Annotated in this window: 20 protein-coding genes; 5 read left to right on the top strand and 15 right to left on the bottom strand. The window is 35.5% G+C overall.

Annotated features, from left to right (window positions below; all coding sequences use genetic code 11):
- Nucleotides 1-2 precede the first annotated feature (2 nt).
- The 9 genes from O6P34_RS07435 to recR form a co-directional block, all read right to left on the bottom strand.
- A complete protein-coding gene (locus O6P34_RS07435) occupies nt 3-428 on the bottom strand; it encodes an adenylyltransferase/cytidyltransferase family protein (protein WP_269686689.1) in 426 nt (141 codons plus the stop codon).
- A gap of 326 nt (nt 429-754) precedes the next feature.
- Nucleotides 755-2038 carry a nucleotide sugar dehydrogenase gene (locus O6P34_RS07430; RefSeq protein WP_269686688.1) on the bottom strand — a complete coding sequence of 428 codons (1284 nt, stop codon included), beginning with the start codon at nt 2036-2038 and terminating at the stop codon, nt 755-757.
- Nucleotides 2039-2684: 646 nt separating this feature from the next.
- On the bottom strand, nt 2685-3734 hold the full coding sequence (gene rfbB / locus O6P34_RS07425; RefSeq protein WP_269686687.1) for a dTDP-glucose 4,6-dehydratase: 1050 nt from the start codon (nt 3732-3734) through the stop codon (nt 2685-2687).
- Between the two features lie 130 nt (nt 3735-3864).
- Nucleotides 3865-4332 carry a UpxY family transcription antiterminator gene (locus tag O6P34_RS07420; protein WP_269686686.1) on the bottom strand — a complete coding sequence of 156 codons (468 nt, stop codon included), beginning with the start codon at nt 4330-4332 and terminating at the stop codon, nt 3865-3867.
- A gap of 113 nt (nt 4333-4445) precedes the next feature.
- Entirely contained in the window at nt 4446-5837 is a 1392-nt protein-coding gene (locus tag O6P34_RS07415) for a UDP-glucose 6-dehydrogenase (protein ID WP_269686685.1), read from the bottom strand.
- 80 nt (nt 5838-5917) lie between these two features.
- Entirely contained in the window at nt 5918-6904 is a 987-nt protein-coding gene (locus tag O6P34_RS07410; protein ID WP_432419587.1) for an SDR family oxidoreductase, read from the bottom strand.
- A 24-nt stretch (nt 6905-6928) separates the two neighbouring features.
- On the bottom strand, nt 6929-9388 hold the full coding sequence (locus tag O6P34_RS07405) for a polysaccharide biosynthesis tyrosine autokinase (RefSeq protein WP_269686684.1): 2460 nt from the start codon (nt 9386-9388) through the stop codon (nt 6929-6931).
- A gap of 14 nt (nt 9389-9402) precedes the next feature.
- On the bottom strand, nt 9403-10194 hold the full coding sequence (locus O6P34_RS07400) for a polysaccharide biosynthesis/export family protein (protein WP_269686683.1): 792 nt from the start codon (nt 10192-10194) through the stop codon (nt 9403-9405).
- A gap of 69 nt (nt 10195-10263) precedes the next feature.
- Nucleotides 10264-10884: a recombination mediator RecR gene (recR, locus tag O6P34_RS07395; protein ID WP_269686682.1), complete on the bottom strand. Its 621-nt coding sequence runs from the start codon at nt 10882-10884 to the stop codon at nt 10264-10266.
- A gap of 131 nt (nt 10885-11015) precedes the next feature.
- Here recR and O6P34_RS07390 point away from each other — a divergent pair, with 131 nt between their 5' ends.
- Nucleotides 11016-12524, top strand: a complete 1509-nt coding sequence (locus O6P34_RS07390) for a sodium:solute symporter (RefSeq protein ID WP_269686681.1) — start codon at nt 11016-11018, stop codon at nt 12522-12524.
- Nucleotides 12525-12559: 35 nt separating this feature from the next.
- On the opposite strand, the gene O6P34_RS07385 is transcribed toward O6P34_RS07390, so the two are convergent.
- The gene (locus tag O6P34_RS07385) at nt 12560-12925 is read right to left on the bottom strand and encodes a CoA-binding protein (RefSeq protein WP_269686680.1); all 366 of its coding nucleotides are present in this window, start codon (nt 12923-12925) and stop codon (nt 12560-12562) included.
- 154 nt (nt 12926-13079) lie between these two features.
- Between O6P34_RS07385 and O6P34_RS07380 the strand changes: the two genes are divergently transcribed.
- On the top strand, nt 13080-13709 hold the full coding sequence (locus tag O6P34_RS07380; protein ID WP_269686679.1) for a MarC family NAAT transporter: 630 nt from the start codon (nt 13080-13082) through the stop codon (nt 13707-13709).
- Nucleotides 13710-13758: 49 nt separating this feature from the next.
- Here the strand turns inward: O6P34_RS07380 and ctlX are convergent, their stop codons facing one another.
- The 4 genes from ctlX to eno all read right to left on the bottom strand — a co-directional run bounded on the left by ctlX (nt 13759) and on the right by eno (nt 18460).
- Nucleotides 13759-14694 carry a citrulline utilization hydrolase CtlX gene (ctlX, locus tag O6P34_RS07375; RefSeq protein WP_269686678.1) on the bottom strand — a complete coding sequence of 312 codons (936 nt, stop codon included), beginning with the start codon at nt 14692-14694 and terminating at the stop codon, nt 13759-13761.
- Nucleotides 14695-14745: 51 nt separating this feature from the next.
- A complete protein-coding gene (locus O6P34_RS07370; RefSeq protein WP_269686677.1) occupies nt 14746-15660 on the bottom strand; it encodes a dimethylarginine dimethylaminohydrolase family protein in 915 nt (304 codons plus the stop codon).
- 72 nt (nt 15661-15732) lie between these two features.
- Nucleotides 15733-17013 (bottom strand): citrate synthase, encoded by a 1281-nt coding sequence (locus tag O6P34_RS07365; protein ID WP_269686676.1) that lies wholly within the window; start codon nt 17011-17013, stop codon nt 15733-15735.
- 154 nt (nt 17014-17167) lie between these two features.
- Entirely contained in the window at nt 17168-18460 is a 1293-nt protein-coding gene (eno, locus tag O6P34_RS07360) for a phosphopyruvate hydratase (RefSeq protein ID WP_269686675.1), read from the bottom strand.
- Between the two features lie 390 nt (nt 18461-18850).
- Between eno and O6P34_RS07355 the strand changes: the two genes are divergently transcribed.
- On the top strand, nt 18851-20188 hold the full coding sequence (locus O6P34_RS07355) for an erythromycin esterase family protein (protein WP_269686674.1): 1338 nt from the start codon (nt 18851-18853) through the stop codon (nt 20186-20188).
- A gap of 164 nt (nt 20189-20352) precedes the next feature.
- Nucleotides 20353-21087 carry a 23S rRNA (guanosine(2251)-2'-O)-methyltransferase RlmB gene (gene rlmB / locus O6P34_RS07350; protein ID WP_269686673.1) on the top strand — a complete coding sequence of 245 codons (735 nt, stop codon included), beginning with the start codon at nt 20353-20355 and terminating at the stop codon, nt 21085-21087.
- 61 nt (nt 21088-21148) lie between these two features.
- On the opposite strand, the gene O6P34_RS07345 is transcribed toward rlmB, so the two are convergent.
- Nucleotides 21149-21910, bottom strand: a complete 762-nt coding sequence (locus O6P34_RS07345; protein WP_269686672.1) for a rhomboid family intramembrane serine protease — start codon at nt 21908-21910, stop codon at nt 21149-21151.
- A 296-nt stretch (nt 21911-22206) separates the two neighbouring features.
- Here O6P34_RS07345 and O6P34_RS07340 point away from each other — a divergent pair, with 296 nt between their 5' ends.
- Nucleotides 22207-23484 carry a replication-associated recombination protein A gene (locus O6P34_RS07340; protein ID WP_269686671.1) on the top strand — a complete coding sequence of 426 codons (1278 nt, stop codon included), beginning with the start codon at nt 22207-22209 and terminating at the stop codon, nt 23482-23484.
- Nucleotides 23485-23590 lie beyond the last annotated feature (106 nt).

Here is a 23590-nt window from a genome sequence, read left to right as displayed (position 1 = left end):
CCCTACTTCACCTTCAGCAATTCCTTCTCAGCAACTTCCTTACGAAGACTGCTGCTGGAAAACCGATGATCCCGTACATTAAAATAGAGGTCAATCCCTTTTTCTTCACAATAAGTACGGCCGGTAAAATTTTTGTCTTTGTATTCATCTCCAATGATACGCACATCAATTCGGAAAGAGCGCAAAATATCTTCTAAATCCTGTTCAGTCGCATAAGGCACAATTTCATCAACAAATTTGCATCCTTTCAACTGAATGTAACGTTCTACCACAGATTGGGTAGGCCTGTTTTTTTCGGGACGGTCAATCGTAGGATCCGTTTGCAAAGCCGCAATCAAATAATCACATTGACGTTTCGCTTCTTCTAACATCGTAATATGTCCCGCATGCAACAAATCGAATGCGCTAAAAGTGATTCCTATTTTCATATTTTTTTACTATTTTAAGTGTTTATCGACAAGGGGGGCATTCCAACTAACAATTATTTTTTAGCGAAAAAAAACGCTAAAACGATCTAAATAGTATAGTAAAAGGAAACGTATTAATTTATATAGGTATCTAAATGCAGTATTGAATAAAACAAAGGATTTGAAAAATCCAAAAAATAAACTTGCTATCTGTAACTTCTCACCACTCACAATTCACAATTCACCACTCATCATTCACCTCTCACCATTCACCACTCACTTCTCACCATTCACCCAAAACCCAAAACCCAATACCCAAAACCCAATACCCAGAACCAAACACCCAACTAAAGCCTTCCATCAACTCCATCACCCAATACCCCTTTTACATCATACAGTAAACTGTTCTCTTTCTGAAACTGACGTAAATCAAGGGCTAAAAATTCGTGGTGTGCTACAGCTAAAACAACGGAATCAAATTTTTGATTCGGAGGGGTAACAACAGTTTCAAGGCCATATTCATGTTGTACGGCTATAGGATCTACTAAAGGATCATAAATAGTAACTGCAATTCCGTACTCTTTAAGAGCAGAAATAACATCTACAATTTTAGTATTGCGAACATCTGGACAATTTTCTTTGAAAGTAATCCCCAACATCAACAGCGTAGCGCCATGGACAGAGATTCCTTTTTTAATCATCAACTTAACAATTTGCGAAGCTACATATTCTCCCATACTGTCATTCAAACGACGCCCTGCTAAAATAATTTCAGGATGATATCCAAATTCTTGGGCACGTTGTGCCAAATAATAAGGATCAACACCGATACAATGCCCACCGACTAATCCGGGTTTAAAGGGTAAAAAATTCCACTTGGTTCCGGCTGCCGCTAATACTTCATGCGTATCAATATCCATTAAATGGAATATTTTGGCCAATTCGTTTACAAAAGCAATATTAATATCCCGCTGGGAATTCTCAATCACTTTGGCAGCTTCGGCTACTTTTATAGAGGGAGCCAGATACGTTCCCGCAGTAATTACGGTTTGGTACAAAGCGTTTACTTTGGCTCCTATGGCAGGAGTAGAACCGGAAGTAACTTTTAATATTTTTTCTACAGTATGTAATTTATCGCCCGGATTGATGCGCTCTGGCGAATATCCAGCAAAAAAATCAACATTAAACTGCAATCCTGAAATCCGTTCCAATACAGGAACACATTCCTCTTCAGTAACACCCGGATAAACGGTCGATTCATAGATGACAATGTCACCCTTTTTCAACACTTTACCAACGGCTTCACTGGCTTTATACAAGGGAGTTAAATCAGGACGGTTATTTTTATCTACAGGTGTAGGAACCGTAACGATATAATAGTGACAATCCGCAATTTCCGCTAAATCAGTAGTACAATACAATCCGATTGCACCACTATTCGTGTCAACAAGCACTTTTTGTAAGGTGGTATCATCGACCTCAAGCGTGGTATCAGTTCCGGATTGCAAAGCAGAAACCCTTGCCGCATTAATATCAAATCCTACCACAGCATGTTGCGTTGCAAATAATCGTGCCAATGGTAAACCAACATAACCTAAACCTATAACTGCTATTTTACTGTTTGAATCCATAACTTTAAAAAAACTATTTTTTCGCCAAATATAGCAAACATAATCCTACCGCTTCGCATTCCCCACTCCCATAAATTGGTGCGGAAAAAATCATACCCTTCATGGACAAATATAGTTACAAAACCTGAATATCACCAATTTCCAACCGCTTTCAAAGATTAAAAAATTGTAACTTTTAATTAAAAAATGAGTAACTACCTATAAATCAACTCATGTTTTAAAATAAAATACTCATGTTTTAAAACGTAATTACAGATGAAAAAGTCCAATTTCCTGTTCAAAATCCAATTATGAACTAATTTAGATAAAAAAAAGCCCATAAGCATACAATTACGAAATCGTATTCGCTTCTTAGGAAGAGATAAATTTGTCTTTTTTAAATAAAAAAGAGAAAAAATTTTATTTACCCCCCTTTTTTTAATGCAACAAATATTAAATGAAGAGTAAACCTAACAACTAGTTATCAATGCTCAACCAGATCTTAACCTATTAAAAAAAGGGTTCAACTTTAATTAAAAAGTCAAACCCCTATATTTTTTTAACTTACCCACTTTTCACTTCTCACTTCTCACCATTCACACCTAAACTAATCACGATTCACCTTTCACTTCTCACTATTCACTTCTCACCACTCACTTCTCACGATTCACTCCTCACTTTTCACATCATAATAATTCAAATAAGCGCCAGAAGTCACATGATCCAACCATTCCGGATGGTTCAAATACCAATTGACGGTAATTTCTAAGCCCTGCTCAAAGGTAACTGAAGGCTCCCAGCCTAATTGCTCTTTTATTTTAGTGGCATCAATAGCATAACGCAAATCATGACCGGGTCTGTCTTTTACATAAGTGATTAATTCAGCCGATTTACCGGGTCTTCTTCCCAATTTACCATCCATGATGGAGCAAAGCAATCGCACTAAATCTATATTTTTCCATTCATTAAAACCACCAATATTATAGGTTTCTTGAGCAGCTCCTTGATGAAAAACCAAATCGATAGCTCTGGCATGATCTTCAACAAACAGCCAATCGCGTGTATAATTCCCGTCACCATATACAGGCAATGGTTTATTGGCAATAATGTTATGAATAAACAGAGGAATCAATTTTTCCGGAAAATGATTCGGACCATAATTATTGGAACAATTGGTAAGGACATAAGGCAGTCCGTAAGTCTCGCCATAAGCTCTGACAAAATGGTCGGAACTGGCTTTGGACGCCGAATAAGGAGAATTAGGATCATAAGCGGTAGTCTCTGTAAACAATCCTTCGGCACCTAACGAGCCGTATACCTCATCGGTACTGATATGATAAAACCGTTTGCCCTCAAACGCATTCTCCCACTCCTTTTTTGCAGCATTCAACAAATTCACGGTACCAAACACATTAGTCTTCACAAACGCCAAAGGGTCTTCAATAGAACGATCCACATGCGACTCTGCCGCAAGATGAATCACCCCTTCAAAGGCATGTTGTTCGAACAATTCCGAAATAAAATCGGCATCGGTGATATCGCCTTTAATAAAGGTATAATTGGGCGCCGCTTCAATATCAGTAAGATTCTCTAAATTACCTGCATACGTTAAAGCATCCAAATTATAGATGTGATAATCCCTATATTTAGTCACAAACAAACGCACAACGTGAGACCCAATAAATCCGGCTCCTCCGGTAATTAATATTTTTTTCATTTCATTTATCTTTTTTCCAAAACCAACCTCAAAACCTAACTCCCAAAACCTAAGACCTAAAACCCAACACCCATAACCTAACACCTAACACCCAAAACCCAAAAACCCAAAAACCCAGTACCCCAACCCCCTAATTATACTTCATCTTCAACACACAGCCAAGCGACTCCAAGACCAATACATAATGAGTATTTGTCACTTCCTGCACAATCGCTTTTTGAGAAGAAAAAGGTCCGGATTCTAATTGTATGCTGTCACCAATCTGAAAAGGCACAACAGACACTTCACAAGAATCCGTGCCGTTAATCCAATCCCTTATAACACAAATCTCTTCATCGCGAACAATGGCGGGTTTCCCCAACCAAAACAAATACCGGACAACTCCAACTGAATTAAAAACAGTATTTCTTTCGGAATACAATAACTGAACAAAAACATACGAATTAAAAAGAGGTACTTCTACTTTCTTTTTTCGATCTGACCATTGACGTACTTGAGTAATCAACGGGCAGAAACAGGTAATTCCCAATTGTTCCAATTGTTCCGCAACTTTCTTTTCCCATTTAGGTTTTGTATAAACTACATACCAATGTTTCACGTACTTTATATTAAAATAAAAAAATAATATTCACTTGCCGATTATTCAATTCAAATGCGGCTTACAAAAAAATAAACCGCAAATTAGACATTAAACAACCTTTTTAAAATCAATTAAGAGCCTATCGCCTGATAAACAAACCCGATTTGTTCTAATGCGGCTTTGTCAAGTAAATTTCTTCCGTCAAAAACAAAAGCAGGCTTATGCATCGAATCATAAATTTTCTGCCAGTCATACTGAACAAATTCATCCCATTCGGTAAGAACAGCGATGGCATGGGCGCCTTCACAGGCAGTGTAAGCATCTTCATACGAGCTGATACTTTTCATATTGCTTTCGGCAGTTCTGGTTTCTAAATAATCCAAATCTGCTAAAACCTTTTTTCTGGAAACTTTAGGATCGTAAACAGCAATTTTAGCCTGTTCGTTAATCAAATCATCTGCAACATAAATCGCTGCTGATTCTCGGGTATCATTAGTATCTTTTTTGAAAGCCCAACCCAAAAATGTGATTTTTTTATCGGCAACAGTATTGTAAAGCGTTTGAACAATTGTATTAGAAAATCGTTTCTTCTGATGGTCATTCATAATAATGACTTGCTCCCAATAATCAGCTACTTCATTCAAACCATACGATTTAGCAATATACACCAAGTTTAAAATATCCTTTTGAAAACAAGAACCACCAAAACCAACAGAAGCTTTAAGAAACTTTGGCCCAATACGGCTGTCCATTCCTATGGCGCGCGCTACTTCATTCACATCAGCACCTGTTTTTTCACAAAGTTCGGATAATGCATTAATCGAAGAAATACGTTGTGCCAAAAAAGCATTAGCCGTCAATTTAGACAATTCCGAAGACCATACATTAGTGGTTAATATTTTATCAGCAGGTACCCAATTAGCATACACATCAACTAACGATTGAATCGCTTTTTGACCTTCAACTGTAGTGTCACCACCAATTAAGATACGATCCGGATGCAATAAATCCGTAACGGCAGTACCTTCTGCAAGAAACTCCGGATTGGATAAAATTTGAAATTCAACACCATTACCGGTATTGTCCAAAATACTTTTGATAGCTTCAGCAGTACGCACGGGAAGAGTAGATTTCTCCACTACAATTTTATTGTCTTTGGCTACTCTTGCAATTTGTCTCGCACATAATTCAATATATTTTAAATCAGCAGCCATTCCTTTTCCTTTTCCGTAGGTTTTGGTTGGCGTATTCACCGAAATAAAAATGACTTGGGCTTCATCAATGGCTTGTTCTACAGCAGTAGAGAAAAAAAGATTTCTACCTCTTGCTTCTGCAACAATGGCACTTAAACCTGGCTCATAAATAGGAATATTATCCACATTTTCATCATTCCAGGCGGCAATGCGTTCTTCATTCAAATCAACTACAGTAACTTTAATGTGGGGGCATTTTTGCGCAATAACAGCCATAGTTGGTCCTCCAACATATCCGGCTCCGATGCAACAAATTTTTGTAATTTTCATGTAATTTAATTTTAATTTATAACTCTATTTTAAGGTAAAAAAGTATGCATTGGCACTAAATCAGAACCCATGCATACTATCTATTTTAGATTATTCCAATACCAATCAACCGCTTCTTTTAGACCTTCCGCTATAGAAAACTGCGGATGATACCCTAATAACTTTTTGGCCTTATCAATGCTGGCCAACGAATGCGGAATATCTCCCGCCCGGTTTGGTCCATGTATTACAGCAACATTCGCAATCCTTTCATCATATTGAGACAGGTACTCCTTCAAATAAACCAGTAATTCATTCAAAGTCGTTCGGTCACCGTAAGCTGTATTATAAACGGTGTTCAACGCCTCCTGATTTTCAGTAGTCATCGCCAATTCATTCATCTGAATCACATTATCGATATAAGTGAAATCACGGGAATAATTCCCATCTCCGTTCAATATTGGAGACTCCAATTGCATCAATTGCATCACAAACTTCGGAATCACCGCGGCATACGCCCCTTTGGGATCTTGTTTTCTTCCAAAAACATTAAAATAACGCAATCCGATTGTTTCTAAACCATATGTAGTACTGAAAATCTCAGCATACAATTCGTTAACATATTTAGTAATCGCATAAGGCGAAAGTGGTTTTCCTATAACATCCTCAACTTTAGGCAACCCTTGAGAATCTCCATAAGTAGAAGAACTTGCGGCATAAATAAAGCGTTTCACTTTTGCATCTCTGGCAGCAACAAGCATATTCAAAAACCCGGAAACATTAACTTCATTAGTCGTTACGGGATCAATAATAGAACGAGGCACAGAGCCCAAAGCAGCTTCATGCAAAATATAATCAACTCCTTGTACAGCCTTTTCACAATCAACAGAATTCCGAATATCCCCTTCTATCAATCGAAAATTCTCATTATCAACAAACCCGGCTAAATTATGTCGGTGACCTGTTGCAAAATTATCCAGACAAATCACCTTATACCCTTTGGATAAAAAATGTTCACAAAGATTAGAGCCAATAAATCCGGCTCCTCCCGTAATTAGTATGGTACTGTTCGTTTTTTCTTTCATCATATTTATTTAAACAACAAAGTACCTTTATTTTTTTCTCAACTTTTGAATTGTTTTCTTAACAATGCTTTTATTTTCCTCCTCATCATGATACCCATTAGAATAGGTCCCGTAACCGTAACCATAGCCGTAACCATAGCCATAGCCTGCTCCATATTTGGCTTTATTTTCAAAACTATTCAAAATAATACTCGTATTATGAAGTTCTCCGCGTTTCACCCTGTTATTCAATAACGTAATCATTTCCTTTTTAGTAAAGTTTTGTCTAACGATGTAAAGTGTCACATCACAGTATTGCGCCAACTCCAATGCATCAGAAACCAAACCAACAGGCGGTGTATCTAAAATAATATAGTCGTATTTTTCTTTTAATTCTTCAATTAATTCCTTCAAACCATCACTCAAAATCATCTCTGCAGGATTGGGAGGAATTGGTCCCGAAAGGATGACGTCTAAAAACGGTATTTGCGTATGATTTATAATTTCATCAAGTGTTTTTTGCTTAATTAAATAATTCACCACACCAACTTCATTGGATAAATTAAATTCATCAAACAACTTCGGTTTTCTTAAATCTAATCCCACAATGACCGTCTTTTTCTCGCTTAATGCAAAAATAGTAGAGATATTTATCGAACAAAAAGTCTTTCCTTCACCGCTGACCGATGAGGTTATCATCAAGGTTTTAGCACCATCAACTAATTGTTTTTTATACAAAAATTGCAGTGAAGAACGAATTGCTCTAAACGATTCGGACAACGCTGATTTAGGCTTATCAAAAACAGCCAAATCACTCTCTTCTTTATTCACACCAACTACACCAATTAGCGGAATCTGTGTCAACTTACTAATATCCTCAGTATTCTGAATGGAGTTATTAATAAAGAAAATTCCAAAAACAATAAGCAACGGAAATAGTATTCCCAAAAACAACGCCAATACATAGTTCACAGATGTTTTGGGACCGATTAATCCGCCTCCAACATCTTTTGCCGGGTCAATAAAATGAATATCAGATAAGTTTGCTGCTTTTACGATATCAGCCTCACTTCGTTTTTGAAGAAACGTGCTGTAAATATTATCGCTTAAGTCATATTTTCTTTTTATTTTAATTAATTCCTGTTGGTCTTCCGGAAGCTGTTTAATGGTACTTTCCGTCTCATTAATTTTACCGTTAATCATGGCTAAATCATATTGTAAAGAAGCTTTTGCAGTAGCAATATTCTCCAACAAAACATTTTTGACAGCCATCATTTGATTATCAAAATCTTTAAATATTTTATCACTTTTAACAGCGTAAGCCATTTCGGATCTTTGCGTGGAAAGTGAAATCAATTTAGAAACATTAACCACAATATTTGGATCTTCAATTCCCGCTACTGATGGCGCAGGAAGTTTAGAATAATCAACACTATTTTTTAAATACGCTTTTAAGGAATTGTAATACGTCATTTTACGAGTCACCTCATCCTTAGTGACATCATATCCGAGTATTTTCTCTGAGAATTTTGCTCCCCCATCTTCAACATCAAAGATATTTTTATCTTTTCGGAATGATTTTAGCTCATCTCCGGTTTCTTTCAGTTGCGATTCCATTGCCACTAAAGTACTGTCTATAAAGGATATTGTATTAGTCGCAAATTGGTTTTTACTATCTAACTGTCTTTTGATAAGCATTTTAACGGTTGCATTCAAATATTCCACCATTCTGGCTTTATTTGTTCCTTGCATCCCTAAGGTAATAATTGACCCGCCTTTATCTTCGGTACTCACACTTATTCCTTTATAAGCAGAAACTGTTCCGTCAAAATCATTAAATTGTACAAAATACTCGTTTCCTTTATAAAATCCCGGATTGTCTTTTATTTGTAATTTCCAATTCAAAAAAGGCAATGAAACCTGCTCTCCTACTTTATATCGCTTTATGAAATCTCCAGTTTGAACGGCTGTGGTGCCATATGAATTATTAGAATAGGTCAGTATCGAAACCGAACTGTTTTCGAATGGAATTCTGATTTCATATTCGTTTTCACTTAAAAACTTAATTCCAATTAGATTTCCTGCTATTTGACCTTTAGTTTTATCAATATTGACATAAAAAGGAGCCGCTCCGTAAGCATCAATAAGTTTGTATTCTCCTTGTACTAAATAATTAATATAATATTGCAATTTATCTACAACTAACTCATTATGAGACCTGGATTGCAATGTAGTAGAAATAGTTTGAACCTGATCCGAAGTACCACCCCAATTGAATGTCAAACTTGTATTAGAGGTAAACAACGGATTTGTTTCTTCCTTTACCACAATAAGTGTTTCCATTGCGTAAATCTTTTCCTTTCTAATATTTACCTCATAAGCAATGGTGAAAGTAATTAGTAAACTCAGCAGAAACCATTTCCAATAACTTCCGATTTTAATTAAAAAGCCCTTAAAGTCGAAACTAGTCTGGCTCTCAAAAATCGAAAAATCTTTTATATCTAACATTTTTTAAATGTGTATTAATTTTTTAATAATAAAAAAGTAGTCGTTGCCAAAGAAAGTAGGGTAATAATTGTTCCCAATGACTCTAAACCGGTTTTTCCTGTCCCCCAAGTTTTTTGCTTGAGCGGTTTCACATAGATAAAATCATTAGGCTGCAAATAGTAATATGGCGATTGCATCACATTGATATCTGTAAGGTCTAAATCATGCATTTGAACTCCGGTAGGAGTTTTTCTCATAACCGTAACTGCTTTTCTATTCCCGGTAATAGTGATATCTCCGGAATTTGCAATAGCTTCCATAATAGTCACGTTGTCTTGAAATAATATTTTTGTACCAGGACCTCCAATTTCTCCATTGATAGTATAACGCAAACCTGCTAATCGAACGGTGACAAAAATATCAGCTTCTTTGTTAAAATATTCAGCTAACAGTTGCTTTTCTATTCTAATTCTAATTTCATCCAGCGTATAACCAATGACATTTAATTCTCCTAAAACAGGAATTCTTATATTACCATGATCATCTACAGTAAAACCATCAAAATACAATCCTGATTCTGATTTTCCACCGCCAGCTCCATCATTTGACGGATTAAAAATAGCTACAAGTTTTGGATCTATAGCTTTTATAGTTATGCTCAAAACATCATTAGTTTGCAACCTGTATGGTTTTGACCCTACAGCAACAATTGAAGCATCTTCTTGTGATTTATCCTTTTTTTGAAGATAGATTAAATCTTGAGTCGAGATACAAGAGGAAAATAAAACACTTATGGTCAGCAATAAATAAAATCCGGTTTTGCTCATTATACTATTTTTAGCAACAAATATAGCTTTTCATTTACTATTTAAAAAGCATCGCAATTCATTATGTGGTTAATTTTGTTTAAAAGACTTTTCAAAAGGGACTCTTTGCAATATGCTTCTTCCCAAAGTAACTTCATCTGCATATTCCAGCTCATCGCCAACCGAAATTCCTCTTGCAATGGTAGATATTACAATAGAACAATCTGAGATTTGCTTATAAATATAAAAATTGGTCGTATCGCCTTCCATTGTTGAGCTCAACGCAAAAATTATCTCACTTACATTTCCTGATTTTATTTTATCAACCAAAGAAACAATATTCAATTGACTCGGTCCAACACCGTCTATCGGTGAAATTTTCCCTCCCAAAACATGATAAATTCCCCTGAATTGCCCCGTGTTTTCTATCGCCATTACATCTCTAATATCTTCTACAACACAAATAATTTGATGATTTCTGCTTGTATTAGCACATATTTCACACAAAATACTATCCGAAATATTATGACAACTACTACAATACTTAATATCTTCCCGCATAGTCACCAAAGCCTGAGCCAGAAAACCGGTTTGTTCTTTGGGTTGTTTTAATAAATGTAATACCAGTCGGAGAGCCGTTCGCTTACCTATTCCGGGCAATTGTGACATTTCGTTAACCGCTTTTTCTAATAATTTTGAAGAAAATTCCATAATTGCAAATGTACTAATTTGTTTATTTGTACCATAAGCTATTATTCATTCGATTTTTATAAATAGAAAAAAGTTCAAACAAATAATCCATTAAACAAAAAATTGTATTTTGGCTACTTTAAATCTAAAAAATGAGCCCAAGCACCATCTTACTTCTTATAATCGTTTATTTTGGAATTTTATTTTATATCTCTCATGCCGTCAGCAAAAAAGATAGTGGAAATGATACTTTTTTTAAGGCCAATAAAAATTCTAAATGGTATTTGGTTGCTTTCGGGATGATTGGAACAGCTCTTTCTGGGGTTACTTTTATCTCAGTTCCTGGAGAAGTTGGTGCGCCAACAGGAGAACAATTCAAATATTTTCAGTTTGTACTAGGAAATGCCATTGGATTTATAATCATCGCCAAGCTACTGCTTCCGTTGTATTACCGAATGAATCTGACCTCAATTTATGGCTATATCGAACACCGTTTAGGTATTTACTCTTATAAAACGGCTGCCACTATTTTCTTAATTAGTCGAACAATTGGTTCTTCTTTTAGATTATATCTCGTGGTTATTGTTCTTCAGCGCTTCGTTTTTGATTATTATAATATTCCGTTTGCTTTAACCGTTTTAATTTCGCTGGCTTTAATTTTTTCGTATACGTATCGCGGAGGTTTAAAGACGATTATTATTACAGACACTTTACAAACATTCTTCTTAGTTTCATCTGTTTTTTTGACCATCTATTTTATTTGCAGCAGTTTAGATCTAAGCATTTTTCAGGCTTTCGAAACCGTTAAAAACAGTAATTATTCTAAAATATTTTTCTTTGAAGATTTTATTTCCAGTAAATTTCATTTTGTAAAACAAATTCTTGGTGGTATTTTCGTAACCATTGCAATGGTTGGTTTAGATCAAGATTTAATGCAAAAGAACTTGAGTTGCGCCACCATTGGCGAGGCCCAAAAAAACATGTTTACTTTTACCGGAATTTTTGTACTTATTAATATATTTTTCCTGAGTGTTGGTGCTTTACTTTATATTTATGCCGAGAAAAATGGCATTGAAGTACCATTAGATTTAATTTCAGGAAAACCAAGAACCGATTTACTTTTTCCGGAAATCGCCTTTAATCATTTAACACTAATTCCTTCTGTAGTCTTCTTGTTGGGATTAACCGCAGCTACTTTTGCTACAACTGATTCCGCTTTAACGGCTCTAACCACTTCGTTTTGTGTTGATTTTTTAGGTATGGATAAAACCGAGAATTTAAACAAACCGAACATAATCCGAACCCGACATTTTATTCATGTTGGTTTTTCTTTTCTGATGTTCTTAGTCATTGTTTTTTTTAATTCCATCAATGATAGTTCGGTAGTCGGAATGATTTTTAGAGTAGCTTCATATACTTATGGACCGCTTTTGGGATTGTATTGCTTTGGATTATTTCTAAAATCTAAAACGGTCCAAGACAAACTCGTTCCATTTATATGCATTCTTTCCCCTGCGCTAACTTTCTTTATCAGCGAAAACTCTAAAACACTTTTCTTTGGTTATGTTTTTGACAATGAATTAATTATCATAAACGGTCTTATCACTTTTGTTGGATTACTGTTAATAAGCAAACCCGCAACAAAAGCGACACAGTTTTAATAACACCTTAATGGATTAAATGCAGATAGTAAAGTCTAATATTGATTTGTCGTCAATAAAACTAGTGTACAAGCCACTTCGACTTTTATATTATTTAATTGCAATAATTGATAGAACTCCGGATTTTCGGTTCCAGGATTGAAAATAACACGCTTTGGTTTAGCTTCAACTATATAATTATAATAATCGCGTTGACGTGTCGCATTGATGTAAAGTGTAACGGTATCTATGCTTTTTAACGGAATCGCTTTGGTTTGGATTTTTACACCTGCCACTTCACCAGCATTTTGTCCTAATGCAAGAACCGAATGTCCTTTATCAACGAGCATTGTAATCGCTTTAAAAGCATATTTTTCAGGTTTTGTTGTTGCACCAATGACTACTGTTTTCTTATTTTTCATTTTCTATAATTATATTTTGCAAAAGTAATCAAAAAAGGGTTAGAGGTTTAGCTATTTTAGTGTTTAGTTGCTCCGAGAACAAAACAACTTCCTAACACGAAATACACTTCTAAAATTTAAAATACACTATTTTTACAGCTTTAAACCAAACAACATGGATCTTTTCATCTATCTATTCGCCGCTTTATTTTCTGTATTAAATCCTATTGGAACAGTTCCTATTTTCGTGGGACTTACACATGAAGATTCTAAAAAAGAGCGTTCCAGAATTTCATTATGGACCGCTGTAAATGTCTTTATTATTCTTATCGTCTCTTTTTTTATAGGACAATATGTGTTGACTTTTTTTGGAGTCAGCATTGATGCGCTCCGTATTGCCGGAGGTATCATCATTGTAAGTTCTGGATTTTCATTGCTTTCGGGAAAATTCAACAAAAAGAGAGGTATTAATAAAAAAATAGAAACCGATGCGCAAAAACGAAATGATATCGCATTAACTCCATTAGCTATCCCAATGCTGGCAGGACCTGGTTCTATTTCATTACTTATTGCTTTTTATCAGGAGCACCATTCAACCCGGGAAATTATTATTTCTACTTTGGCTATTTTAGCAATTGCCATAGCCATTTTCGTTATCCTCAGAAGCGCACATTATTTAGCCAAAATACTTGGCGCATCCGGAATTGTAGCCATCTCCAGAATTGTAGGTTTCATAGTAATTGCCATTGGGATTCAATATATCGTAAGTGCCATCCTGAATATCATCAAAGGAAATTTACTTTAAAATAAAAACCCTGAAAAAGGATAAACTCTTTCAGGGTTATTTTTCTTATTTATGCTCTTGGCAAAAAAATCTCTGCCATCATACATCGGGCACTTCCTCCGCCACAAGCCTCGATAGTATCTAAGCTCGAGCTTAAAATAGTTACATGTTCTTCGAGTTGGGCAATTTGTTTTTTGGTCAAACTTTGATGTGCCGAAGCACTCATTACTAAATAGCGTCTGTCATCAGTTCCTTTAACCTCAAGCATATTTCCTGCAAAATTATTGACTTGGGCTTCTGTAATAAGAACAACTTCCTTTTCATCTCCTCTCAAACTTTCGAGTACCATTTTGCGTTCTTTTTTATCATCGATAGCATCGGCACAAATAACGGCAAACGTTTCTCCCAAACACATCATTACATTGGTATGATAAATCAATTTACGTTCTTGATTAACGGTTTGAAAAGCTTCGAAAATAACCGGTGTAAATTCAAAATCTTCACAGAATTCTATAAATAATTCCTCATCCGATCTTGGTGACAATGCGCAATAGGCTTTTCCGTTTTCTCGGTCTAAAACTAAACTTCCCGTTCCTTCCAAGAAAAAACCATCTTCCTCTGCCGAAGTATAATCCATAATATTATTAATTATGAATCCTTCTTCTTCCAGAATGTCCAAAATATCTTCACGCCGTTCCAGACGACGGTTTTCTGCAAACATAGGATATAAAGCGACATCTCCATTTTCATGAAAAGAAATCCAATTGTTTGGAAAAATACTATCTGGTGTATCAGGATTTAAAACATCATCCACTACAATAACCTCAACACCAACAGCTCTTAGTTTTGCAACAAAAGCATCAAATTCCTGTTGCGCTTTAGCATTTACTGTTGACGGCAAAAGACCATCAAGCACTTTCTGATAATAATTATTTACAGCGGTTTGCTCGTTCATACGAAACGCAACCGGGCGAATCATCAATATGGAATTGGTAGTTTGTTTCATTTTTATATTTTTTATTTTTCGCAGAAACGAATTGCAGTCGCTACGTTTTTTTTAATCTCTAATTAAAGGTAAAGTCGAACATCGTAATAATCCTTCTTGTTTTGCAATCTCTGCATACGGAATTTCTTCAACCGTAAAATTATTTGCCCGCAACCAATTGTTTAATCTCGTAAAATTTCTTTCGGACACCACTACATCTGGAGCAATAGAAAAAACATTTGAGTTCATATGATACATTTCTTCTCTTGTAATGTGAAATAGGTTTTCTTTTCCAAAAAGATTTACCAGAAACATATAATCAGCTTCTTCCCGAAATCCTCTTTTGTAAATAATTCCCTTGTCAGTTCCGACAGGCTGAAAACAACAATCTAAATGCAACGCATTATCACGCGCTTCAATTTTAGATTTTACTAAATCAAATTCTTTGACGATTTTATTTGGAAACAACTGTTTGATGTATTCAACACCTTGCCAATTTGTTCTTGCTGTAATGTAATCTTTATAATCGCTTCCTTTATAAGTACCAATAAAAATATAATTGTTCCATAGCATCACGTCGCCGCCTTCAATATGAACTTCCTCTGGAGGACGAACGACTTTTGCTGGATTTATTTGATCAATTACATATTGAATCGCATCTAATTCCCGTTCTCTATCCGGCAAAATATTCGATTTAATAAACGTATCGTCTATAACAAAGCCAATATCTCTTGTGAAAATTTGATTGTAATTTTCTATTAATTGGGGACGAAAAACAGTAACCTGATATTTTTTCAGTACGGCATTAAAAGCCTCCATTTCAACTACCATTTCAGATTCTTTTGGGTAAGTTCCCGCCAAAATGTGCTCTAATGATTTGGGATCATAAGCTTCTTCAATAGATGGTGTCGGCCCATTATTAATGGCCGTTCCTAAAACTACGGCACGCAGTCTTGAGGTTTCATTCTTTATATTTAATTCTAGCATATTTCTATTGAATTTTGACAAAGATAAAAAAATAAAAAAGCTTCACCGATTAGTGAAGCTTTTTAAGTTTATTTATTCCTGAGATCTCTTGAATTCCCTCAAAGGATATCCTACATATATTTGTCTTGGCCTTCCTATCGGCTCTTTGTTTTCACGCATTTCTTTCCATTGTGCAATCCATCCTGGCAATCTTCCAATTGCAAACATAACGGTAAACATATCCGTTGGAATTCCTAACGCTCTGTAAATAATACCAGAATAGAAATCTACGTTTGGATATAGATTTCTTGATTTAAAATAATCATCTTGCAAAGCAGACTCTTCTAATCTTTTTGCAATAGACAAAATTGGATCATCTACTCCTAAAGTAGATAAAACCTCATCTGCAGCTTTTTTGATAATTTTTGCTCTTGGATCGAAATTTTTATAAACTCTGTGACCAAATCCCATTAAACGGAAAGGATCATTTTTATCTTTGGCTTTCGCTAAATATTTGTCGGCATCACCACCATCTTTTTGAATGTCTTCCAACATTTCAAGAACAGCTTGATTAGCTCCACCGTGCAACGGTCCCCAAAGTGCAGAAACTCCTGCAGAGATTGAAGCAAATAATCCTGCATGAGAAGAACCCACCATTCTTACTGTAGATGTAGAACAGTTTTGTTCGTGATCTGCATGAAGAATAAAAAGTTTATCAAGTGCATTTATAACTACAGGATCTGGTGTATAAGGTCCCGTTGGTAATTCAAACATTAAATGCATAAAGTTTTCTACATATCCTTTTGTATTATCATAATAATTCAAAGGGAAACCCATACTTTTTCTATAAGTCCAAGTTGCAATAACCAAGAATTTACCCATGGTTTTACAAACTGCCTCATACATTTCTTTTTCATTCTCAGCATTTACTGACTTTGGATTGAATGCCGTTAAAGCACTTGTCAACGCCGATAAAACACCCATTGGATGTGCCGTTTTTGGAAAACCATCAATGATGCTTTTCATTTCTTCATTTACCAAAGTATATTTTCTGATATCAGTCTCATATTGCAATAATTGGCTGGCTGTTGGCAATTCACCGAAAATAACTAAATAAGACACTTCAAGAAAATGTGCTTTTTCAGCTAAATCTTCAATTGCATATCCACGGTAACGCAAAATACCCAACTCACCGTCCAGGAAAGTGATTTCACTCTTACATGAACCTGAATTTTTGTAACCTGGATCAAGAGTAATAACTCCCGATTGATCACGTAATTTACTAATATCGACAGCAGCCTCGTTCTCACTTCCTATAACAATAGGAAGCTCAAATTTGTTACCATCTATTTCTAATGTTGCTATTTTTGACATAATATAATAGGAAATAAACTTTATTAAATAATAATTACCAAATCTAAGGAATTCCGCATTAATTAAAAAATGAATATCGAAATGAAAATGTTAAAATTCAAAAAAAAAGCCACTTGCAAATGGCAAATGGCTTTTAAAATGCTATTTTGAAGAATTATTTTATTTTAAAGGCATTTTTACCTGGAAAATAAGCAGTATTTCCTAATTCTTCTTCAATTCTCAATAATTGATTGTATTTTGCCATACGATCTGAACGAGAAGCTGAACCTGTTTTAATTTGACCACAATTCAATGCTACTGCTAAATCTGCAATAGTATTGTCTTCTGTTTCTCCTGAACGGTGAGACATTACTGAAGTATACCCTGCATTTTTCGCCATGTTTACAGCTGCAATAGTTTCAGTCAAAGTACCAATTTGGTTTACTTTTACTAAAATTGAGTTTGCGATTCCTTTTTCGATACCTGTAGACAAACGCTCTACGTTAGTTACAAACAAATCATCTCCAACTAATTGTACTTTATCACCAATTTTCTCTGTTAATAATTTCCATCCATCCCAGTCATTTTCATACATACCGTCTTCGATAGAAATAATTGGATATTTAGCTACTAATTCAGCTAAATATTCCACTTGTTCTGCAGACGATCTGATTTTTCCTGTTTCTCCTTCGAATTTAGAATAATCATATTTACCATCTACATAAAATTCTGAAGATGCACAGTCAAGCGCAATCATAACTTCGTCTCCAAAAGTATAACCTGCTGCTTCTACAGCTTTTTTGATAGTATCTAAAGCATCTTCTGTTCCACCGGCTAAATTTGGTGCAAAACCACCTTCATCACCTACTGCTGTTGAAAGACCTCTATCGTGTAATACTTTTTTCAAGCTATGAAAAATCTCAGTTCCCATTTGCATTGCATGAGAAAAAGAAGTTGCTTTTACAGGGAAAATCATAAATTCTTGAAACGCAATCGGCGCATCAGAGTGAGATCCACCATTGATGATGTTCATCATAGGAACTGGCAAAGTGTTTGCCGAAACTCCACCGATATATCTGTATAAAGGAAGACCTAATTCATTTGCAGCTGCTTTTGCAACAGCAAGAGAAACTCCAAGAATAGCATTAGCTCCTAAACTTGATTTGTTTGGTGTACCATCTAAATCAATCATCATTTGATCGATTACATTTTGTTCAAAAACAGATGTTCCAATTAACTCTTCTGCAATTAAAGTATTAACATTCTTCACCGCATTCAAAACTCCTTTTCCTAAAAATGCTTTTCCACCATCACGTAATTCTACTGCTTCGTGTTCTCCTGTTGAAGCTCCTGATGGAACTGCTGCTCTACCCAAAACACCGTTTTCTGTAACTACATCAACCTCAATAGTAGGATTTCCTCTAGAATCAAAAATTTGTCTTGCGTGAATTTTAATAATAATACTCATATCAATTTATTTAAAATGTTGAACTTTTTATTTATAATTACAAATATATTACATCTTTTTTAATGATTATACAAAATTTTTGAATGTTATTAACGAAAACGTTGTAATTTTTAGACAAAAAAAGCTAAAATCCATTTTATAATTATTTTGTAGCCAAATGTTATATTTCTCCCGTTTAATTGAAAAAAAATGCACTTAAAAAAGTCCTAAACCCTTTAGCCATAAAAAATGGAAACTTTTTTATTTATTCACAAACACCTCAAAAATAAAAACAACATAAAACACTCATTATCAAATATTTAATTTAATTTTACATAGTCTTTTTGATGACACAAAACCAAGCTTAACCAGATATTAATCCTGAATTAATCATTTTAAAAAAAAGCTATAATGGAAACACATAAAAGCATAAAAACGATCAATAATTCTAAAGAAATTATCGAATCATTGAGCCATTCTTCTTCAGCATTAGAAACTCTGGAAGACTTAGACCCTTTAATGGAATATATCGGAACTGCAAAATATGTTTTGCTTGGCGAAGCCTCTCACGGAACACATGAATACTATACTTGGAGAGCTAAAATCACCCAACGTCTCATTCAGGAAAAAGGTTTTTCTTTTGTAGGTGTTGAAGGTGACTGGCCGGACTGCTATCGCTTAAATCGATTTGCAAAAGGATATTCAAACTCAGGAACCGACTTATACAGCGTAATAAGTGAATTCAACCGATGGCCAACCTGGATGTGGGCAAATTGGGAAGTTGCCGCATTTATAGACTGGTTGAAAATTTATAACGAAAATCGGTCCTCAGATAAACGAATCGGATTTTACGGATTGGATGTTTACAGTTTCAGAGAATCAATGCATTCGATAATTGAATATCTTAAAAAAAATGACTCGAAAGCACTTCAAAGTGCGAAAAAAGCAATGGAATGTTTTGAACCTTTTGGCCAGGATGAAGGGCAATCTTATGCAAGAGCTTCGGCTCTGGTTCCTGAATTATGCGAAAAAGAAGTTCTGCAAATGCTTACTGAAATAAGAACTAATGCCGAAAATTATAATTCGGACGCCGAAAATGTTATGAGTACAGAACAGAATGCATTCGTAGCAAGAAACGCTGAAAAATATTATCGGGCTATGATAAAAAGAGGTTCGGCATCTTGGAATATTCGCGACGAGCATATGGTTTCTACAATAGAACGCCTGATGAAATTTCATGGTAAAGAAGCCAAAATAATTGTTTGGGAACACAACACTCACATTGGTGATGCGCGCGCTACAAATATGGCCAGCGAAGGAATGGTCAATGTAGGACAATTATTGAGAGAACAACATTCAAATGATGGAGTTGTAGCAGTAGGTTTTGGTTCCTATAAAGGAAGTGTAGTTGCCGGACGAAATTGGGGTGATGACATGAGAAAAATCAAAGTCCCTGAAGCCACCGAAGGAAGCTGGGAACATTATTTTCATCAAGCAAGCAAAGGAAAAAACAGATTACTCTTGTTGAATAAACTTAAAGATAAAAAAAACTTCGGCTCACCTATAGGACATCGCGCCATTGGGGTTGTTTACAATCCTGAACACGAAAGATTCGGGAATTATGTTCCAACTATTTTACCGGAACGCTATGATGCTTTTATCTTTCTTGATGAAACAACCGCTTTACACCCGATACACATTCAAACCGAAAAAAATCAAGTTCCGGACACTTATCCTTTTGGGATATAAAGCTTTCATTGCGCATAAATTGTCTTTAAAAATCAGTTTTGCTATTAGCACAGAATGGTTTAGTTTCTGTTGATACTATTGCGTTTTGCCCTTTCCGTTGAAACAACCGAAAAGTGACTAAAAAACCAAGTTGAATACTAAAACAAAAAAACTATCTTTGCGCCATGGAAAAAGAACATCTAATATTCGGAATACGAGCCATTATCGAGGCTATACAATCAGGGAAGGAAGTAGACAAAGTCTTTATACAAAAAGAAATTTCAGGCGAGTTAATGAAGGACTTGATGAAAGTGATGAAACGCGCTAATGTAAATTTCTCTTACGTTCCGGTTGAAAAATTAAACAGACTAACACCAAACAACCACCAAGGTGCCGTAGCCAGCATATCGCCTATTGGTTTTATTGATTTGGAACATTTAGTTGAAGCTACAATTGAATCAGGCAAAGTGCCTTTGTTTTTAATATTAGATCAAATATCAGATGCGCGTAATTTTGGTGCTATCATCAGAACTGCTGAATGTACTGGCGTAAACGGAATTATAGTTCAAAAAGCCGGTTCTGCTCCTGTAAATGGAGACACGGTTAAAACATCTGCAGGTGCTGTTTTTAATGTGCCTATTTGTAAAGTAGAACATATTAAAGATGCTATTTTTTACTTGCAAGGTTCTGGTATAAAAACCGTTGCCGCTACCGAAAAAACAGAACAAACCATTTATGACGTTAACCTGAAAGAATCAGTTGCTATAATAATGGGTTCTGAAGATCGCGGTATTAACCCTTCTGTGCTAAAAATTGTTGACGAAAAAGCTAAATTACCTATGTTTGGAACCATCGGTTCTTTGAACGTATCAGTTGCTTGTGGCGCATTTTTATACGAAGCGGTAAGACAAAGAAGTTAGATAATAGCGGATTCCAATTGCGGATATACTATTAAAAATTAAATATAAAAAGGAATCAAGACTACGGTTTTGATTCCTTTTTTTTGTTGGGCAGAACAGTATAAATTACAGGTAAATTTATAGAAAAATAAGGTTGAAATTCCTCTTCCGGTTCTACTTTTGGCAGGTTTACAAAATTGCCGTTTTCATCAAAACGCTGCAGAAATTTATCTTCGTTCGGATTAAAATCAGGATGTTCCCAATCGTATTTTGGCACCTTTTTATATTCGGATGTTTTGTAAAGCAACGAAAGCGCCAATCCGGTTACCAATCCGGCTAAATGTCCTTCCCACGAAATGGTTTCATCGACTTTTGGAAAAACATACCAAACCATTCCGCCGTAAACGACAACAACTGCAAGCGACAAGGCTACTAACCGATAATATTTTGTCAGGATTCCTTTGAAAAAAATAAAACTGACTAAGACATATACCAAACCACTGGCGCCAATGTGGTAATTCCCGCGTCCGATTATCCAAGTTAAGATTCCTGACACCAATATTCCGTACCCAATAACGGCCAAAGCTTGCTTAGAATAGAAAAATTGCAATGCTGCCAACAATACCAATAATGGCAATGAATTATTATATAAATGCTCAATATTTGAATGAATAAATGGACTGAAAATTATGCCTTGTAAACCGGAAAAGGTTCTGGGGTTTATTCCGTTTTGAACAAAATCGAAATCAAAACGGATTTCAAGCCAAAAAACAAACCACAGGGTCAGGACAAAAAATAAGGGAAGTAAGATAACGGAATTTGTAAATTTAAAATGGTTATCCATTGTGGCTTTGGGTTGGTTAGATGTTTTTTATAAATCAAATAGTTGTCCAAAAATATTTTAATGCTATTTTGTCATAGTACACAAAAATAGTGTTTTGAAAAGGAATGCCTAGCCCAGACCGAAGTGAAAAGCCCGCAGCCGGAACCGCTAATTTTTCTCGCCGGAAAAGAGCGACCGGAGGAAGCTCCTTTTATGGTTAGAAAAATAGCGGTTCTGGCGAGGACTTGAAACGGAGTGCTGGAAATTGCTTCGGAAAATTATACTCGAAAAAACTCAAAATTATGTAATTTTACCAAATGGAAGCACCACTGGCAGAACGCATACGCCCACAAAAATTAGAAGATTATATCAGTCAATCGCATTTGGTGGGACCAAACGGCTCTTTGACGCAACAAATTGCAAAGGGAATTATTCCATCTTTAATTTTTTGGGGACCACCGGGAACGGGGAAAACGACTTTGGCACAAATTATTGCGCAGGAATCGAAGCGCCCGTTTTATATTTTGAGCGCTATAAATTCCGGGGTGAAAGATATTCGGGATGTGATTGAGAAAGCGAAACAAAGTGGCGGACTTTTTACTACCAAAAATCCGATTCTTTTTATTGATGAGATTCACAGGTTTAGTAAATCACAACAGGATTCGTTGCTGGCTGCGGTCGAAAAAGGCTGGATTACGCTTATTGGCGCCACGACCGAAAATCCGAGTTTTGAGGTGATTCCGGCTTTATTATCGCGTTGTCAGGTTTATATTTTGAATGCTTTTACGAAACAGGATTTAGAAACATTGCTGCAACGCGCCATGACGACGGATGTGATGTTGCGAGAGAAAAAAATAAATTTAGTAGAATCGGAAGCTTTATTGCGCCTTTCGGGAGGCGACGGACGCAAGTTGTTGAATATATTTGAGTTGGTTGTAAATGCTTCAGAAGCCGAGGAAGTGACTATTACAAATGACCGCGTTTTTGAATTGGTGCAACAAAATACGGTTTTGTATGACAAAAGTGGCGAACAACATTATGATATTGTTTCGGCATTTATAAAATCAATCCGCGGAAGTGATCCTAACGGCGCTGTGTATTGGCTTGCCAGAATGATTGAAGGTGGCGAAGATGTGAAATTTATTGCCCGACGAATGTTGATTCTTTCGAGCGAAGATATTGGAAATGCCAATCCGACTGCTTTTATTATGGCGAATAATACTTTTCAGGCGGTGACAACGATTGGTTATCCCGAAAGTAGAATTTTGCTGAGCCAATGTGCTATTTATTTAGCTACTTCCCCAAAAAGTAATGCTTCGTATTTAGCGATTGGAAACGCGCAACAATTAGTGAAACAAACCGGAGATTTACCGGTTCCCATTCATTTGCGTAATGCGCCAACTAAATTAATGAAGGAATTGGGGTATGGCGAAGATTATAAATATTCACATGATTATGCTAACAATTTTGCCGAACAGGAATTTCTGCCTGATGCGGTCAGCAATACTGCTTTGTATGTTCCGGGAAATAATTCGAGAGAAAACTCAACTAGGGAATTTCTTAAAAACCGTTGGAAAAATAAATATGGATATTGAATGTAGTGTGAATCGTGAGTGGTGAATAATATAAAGAAAAACGTCTTGATTACTCAAGACGTTTTTCTTTATATTATTTAGAAAAGTTATTTAACCTTCTTAATCT

The organism is Flavobacterium lacustre, from assembly GCF_027474525.2.
GTDB lineage: Bacteria > Bacteroidota > Bacteroidia > Flavobacteriales > Flavobacteriaceae > Flavobacterium > Flavobacterium lacustre.
Note: the sequence above shows the minus strand (reverse complement) of the source record. Positions and strands in the feature narration are given on the sequence as shown.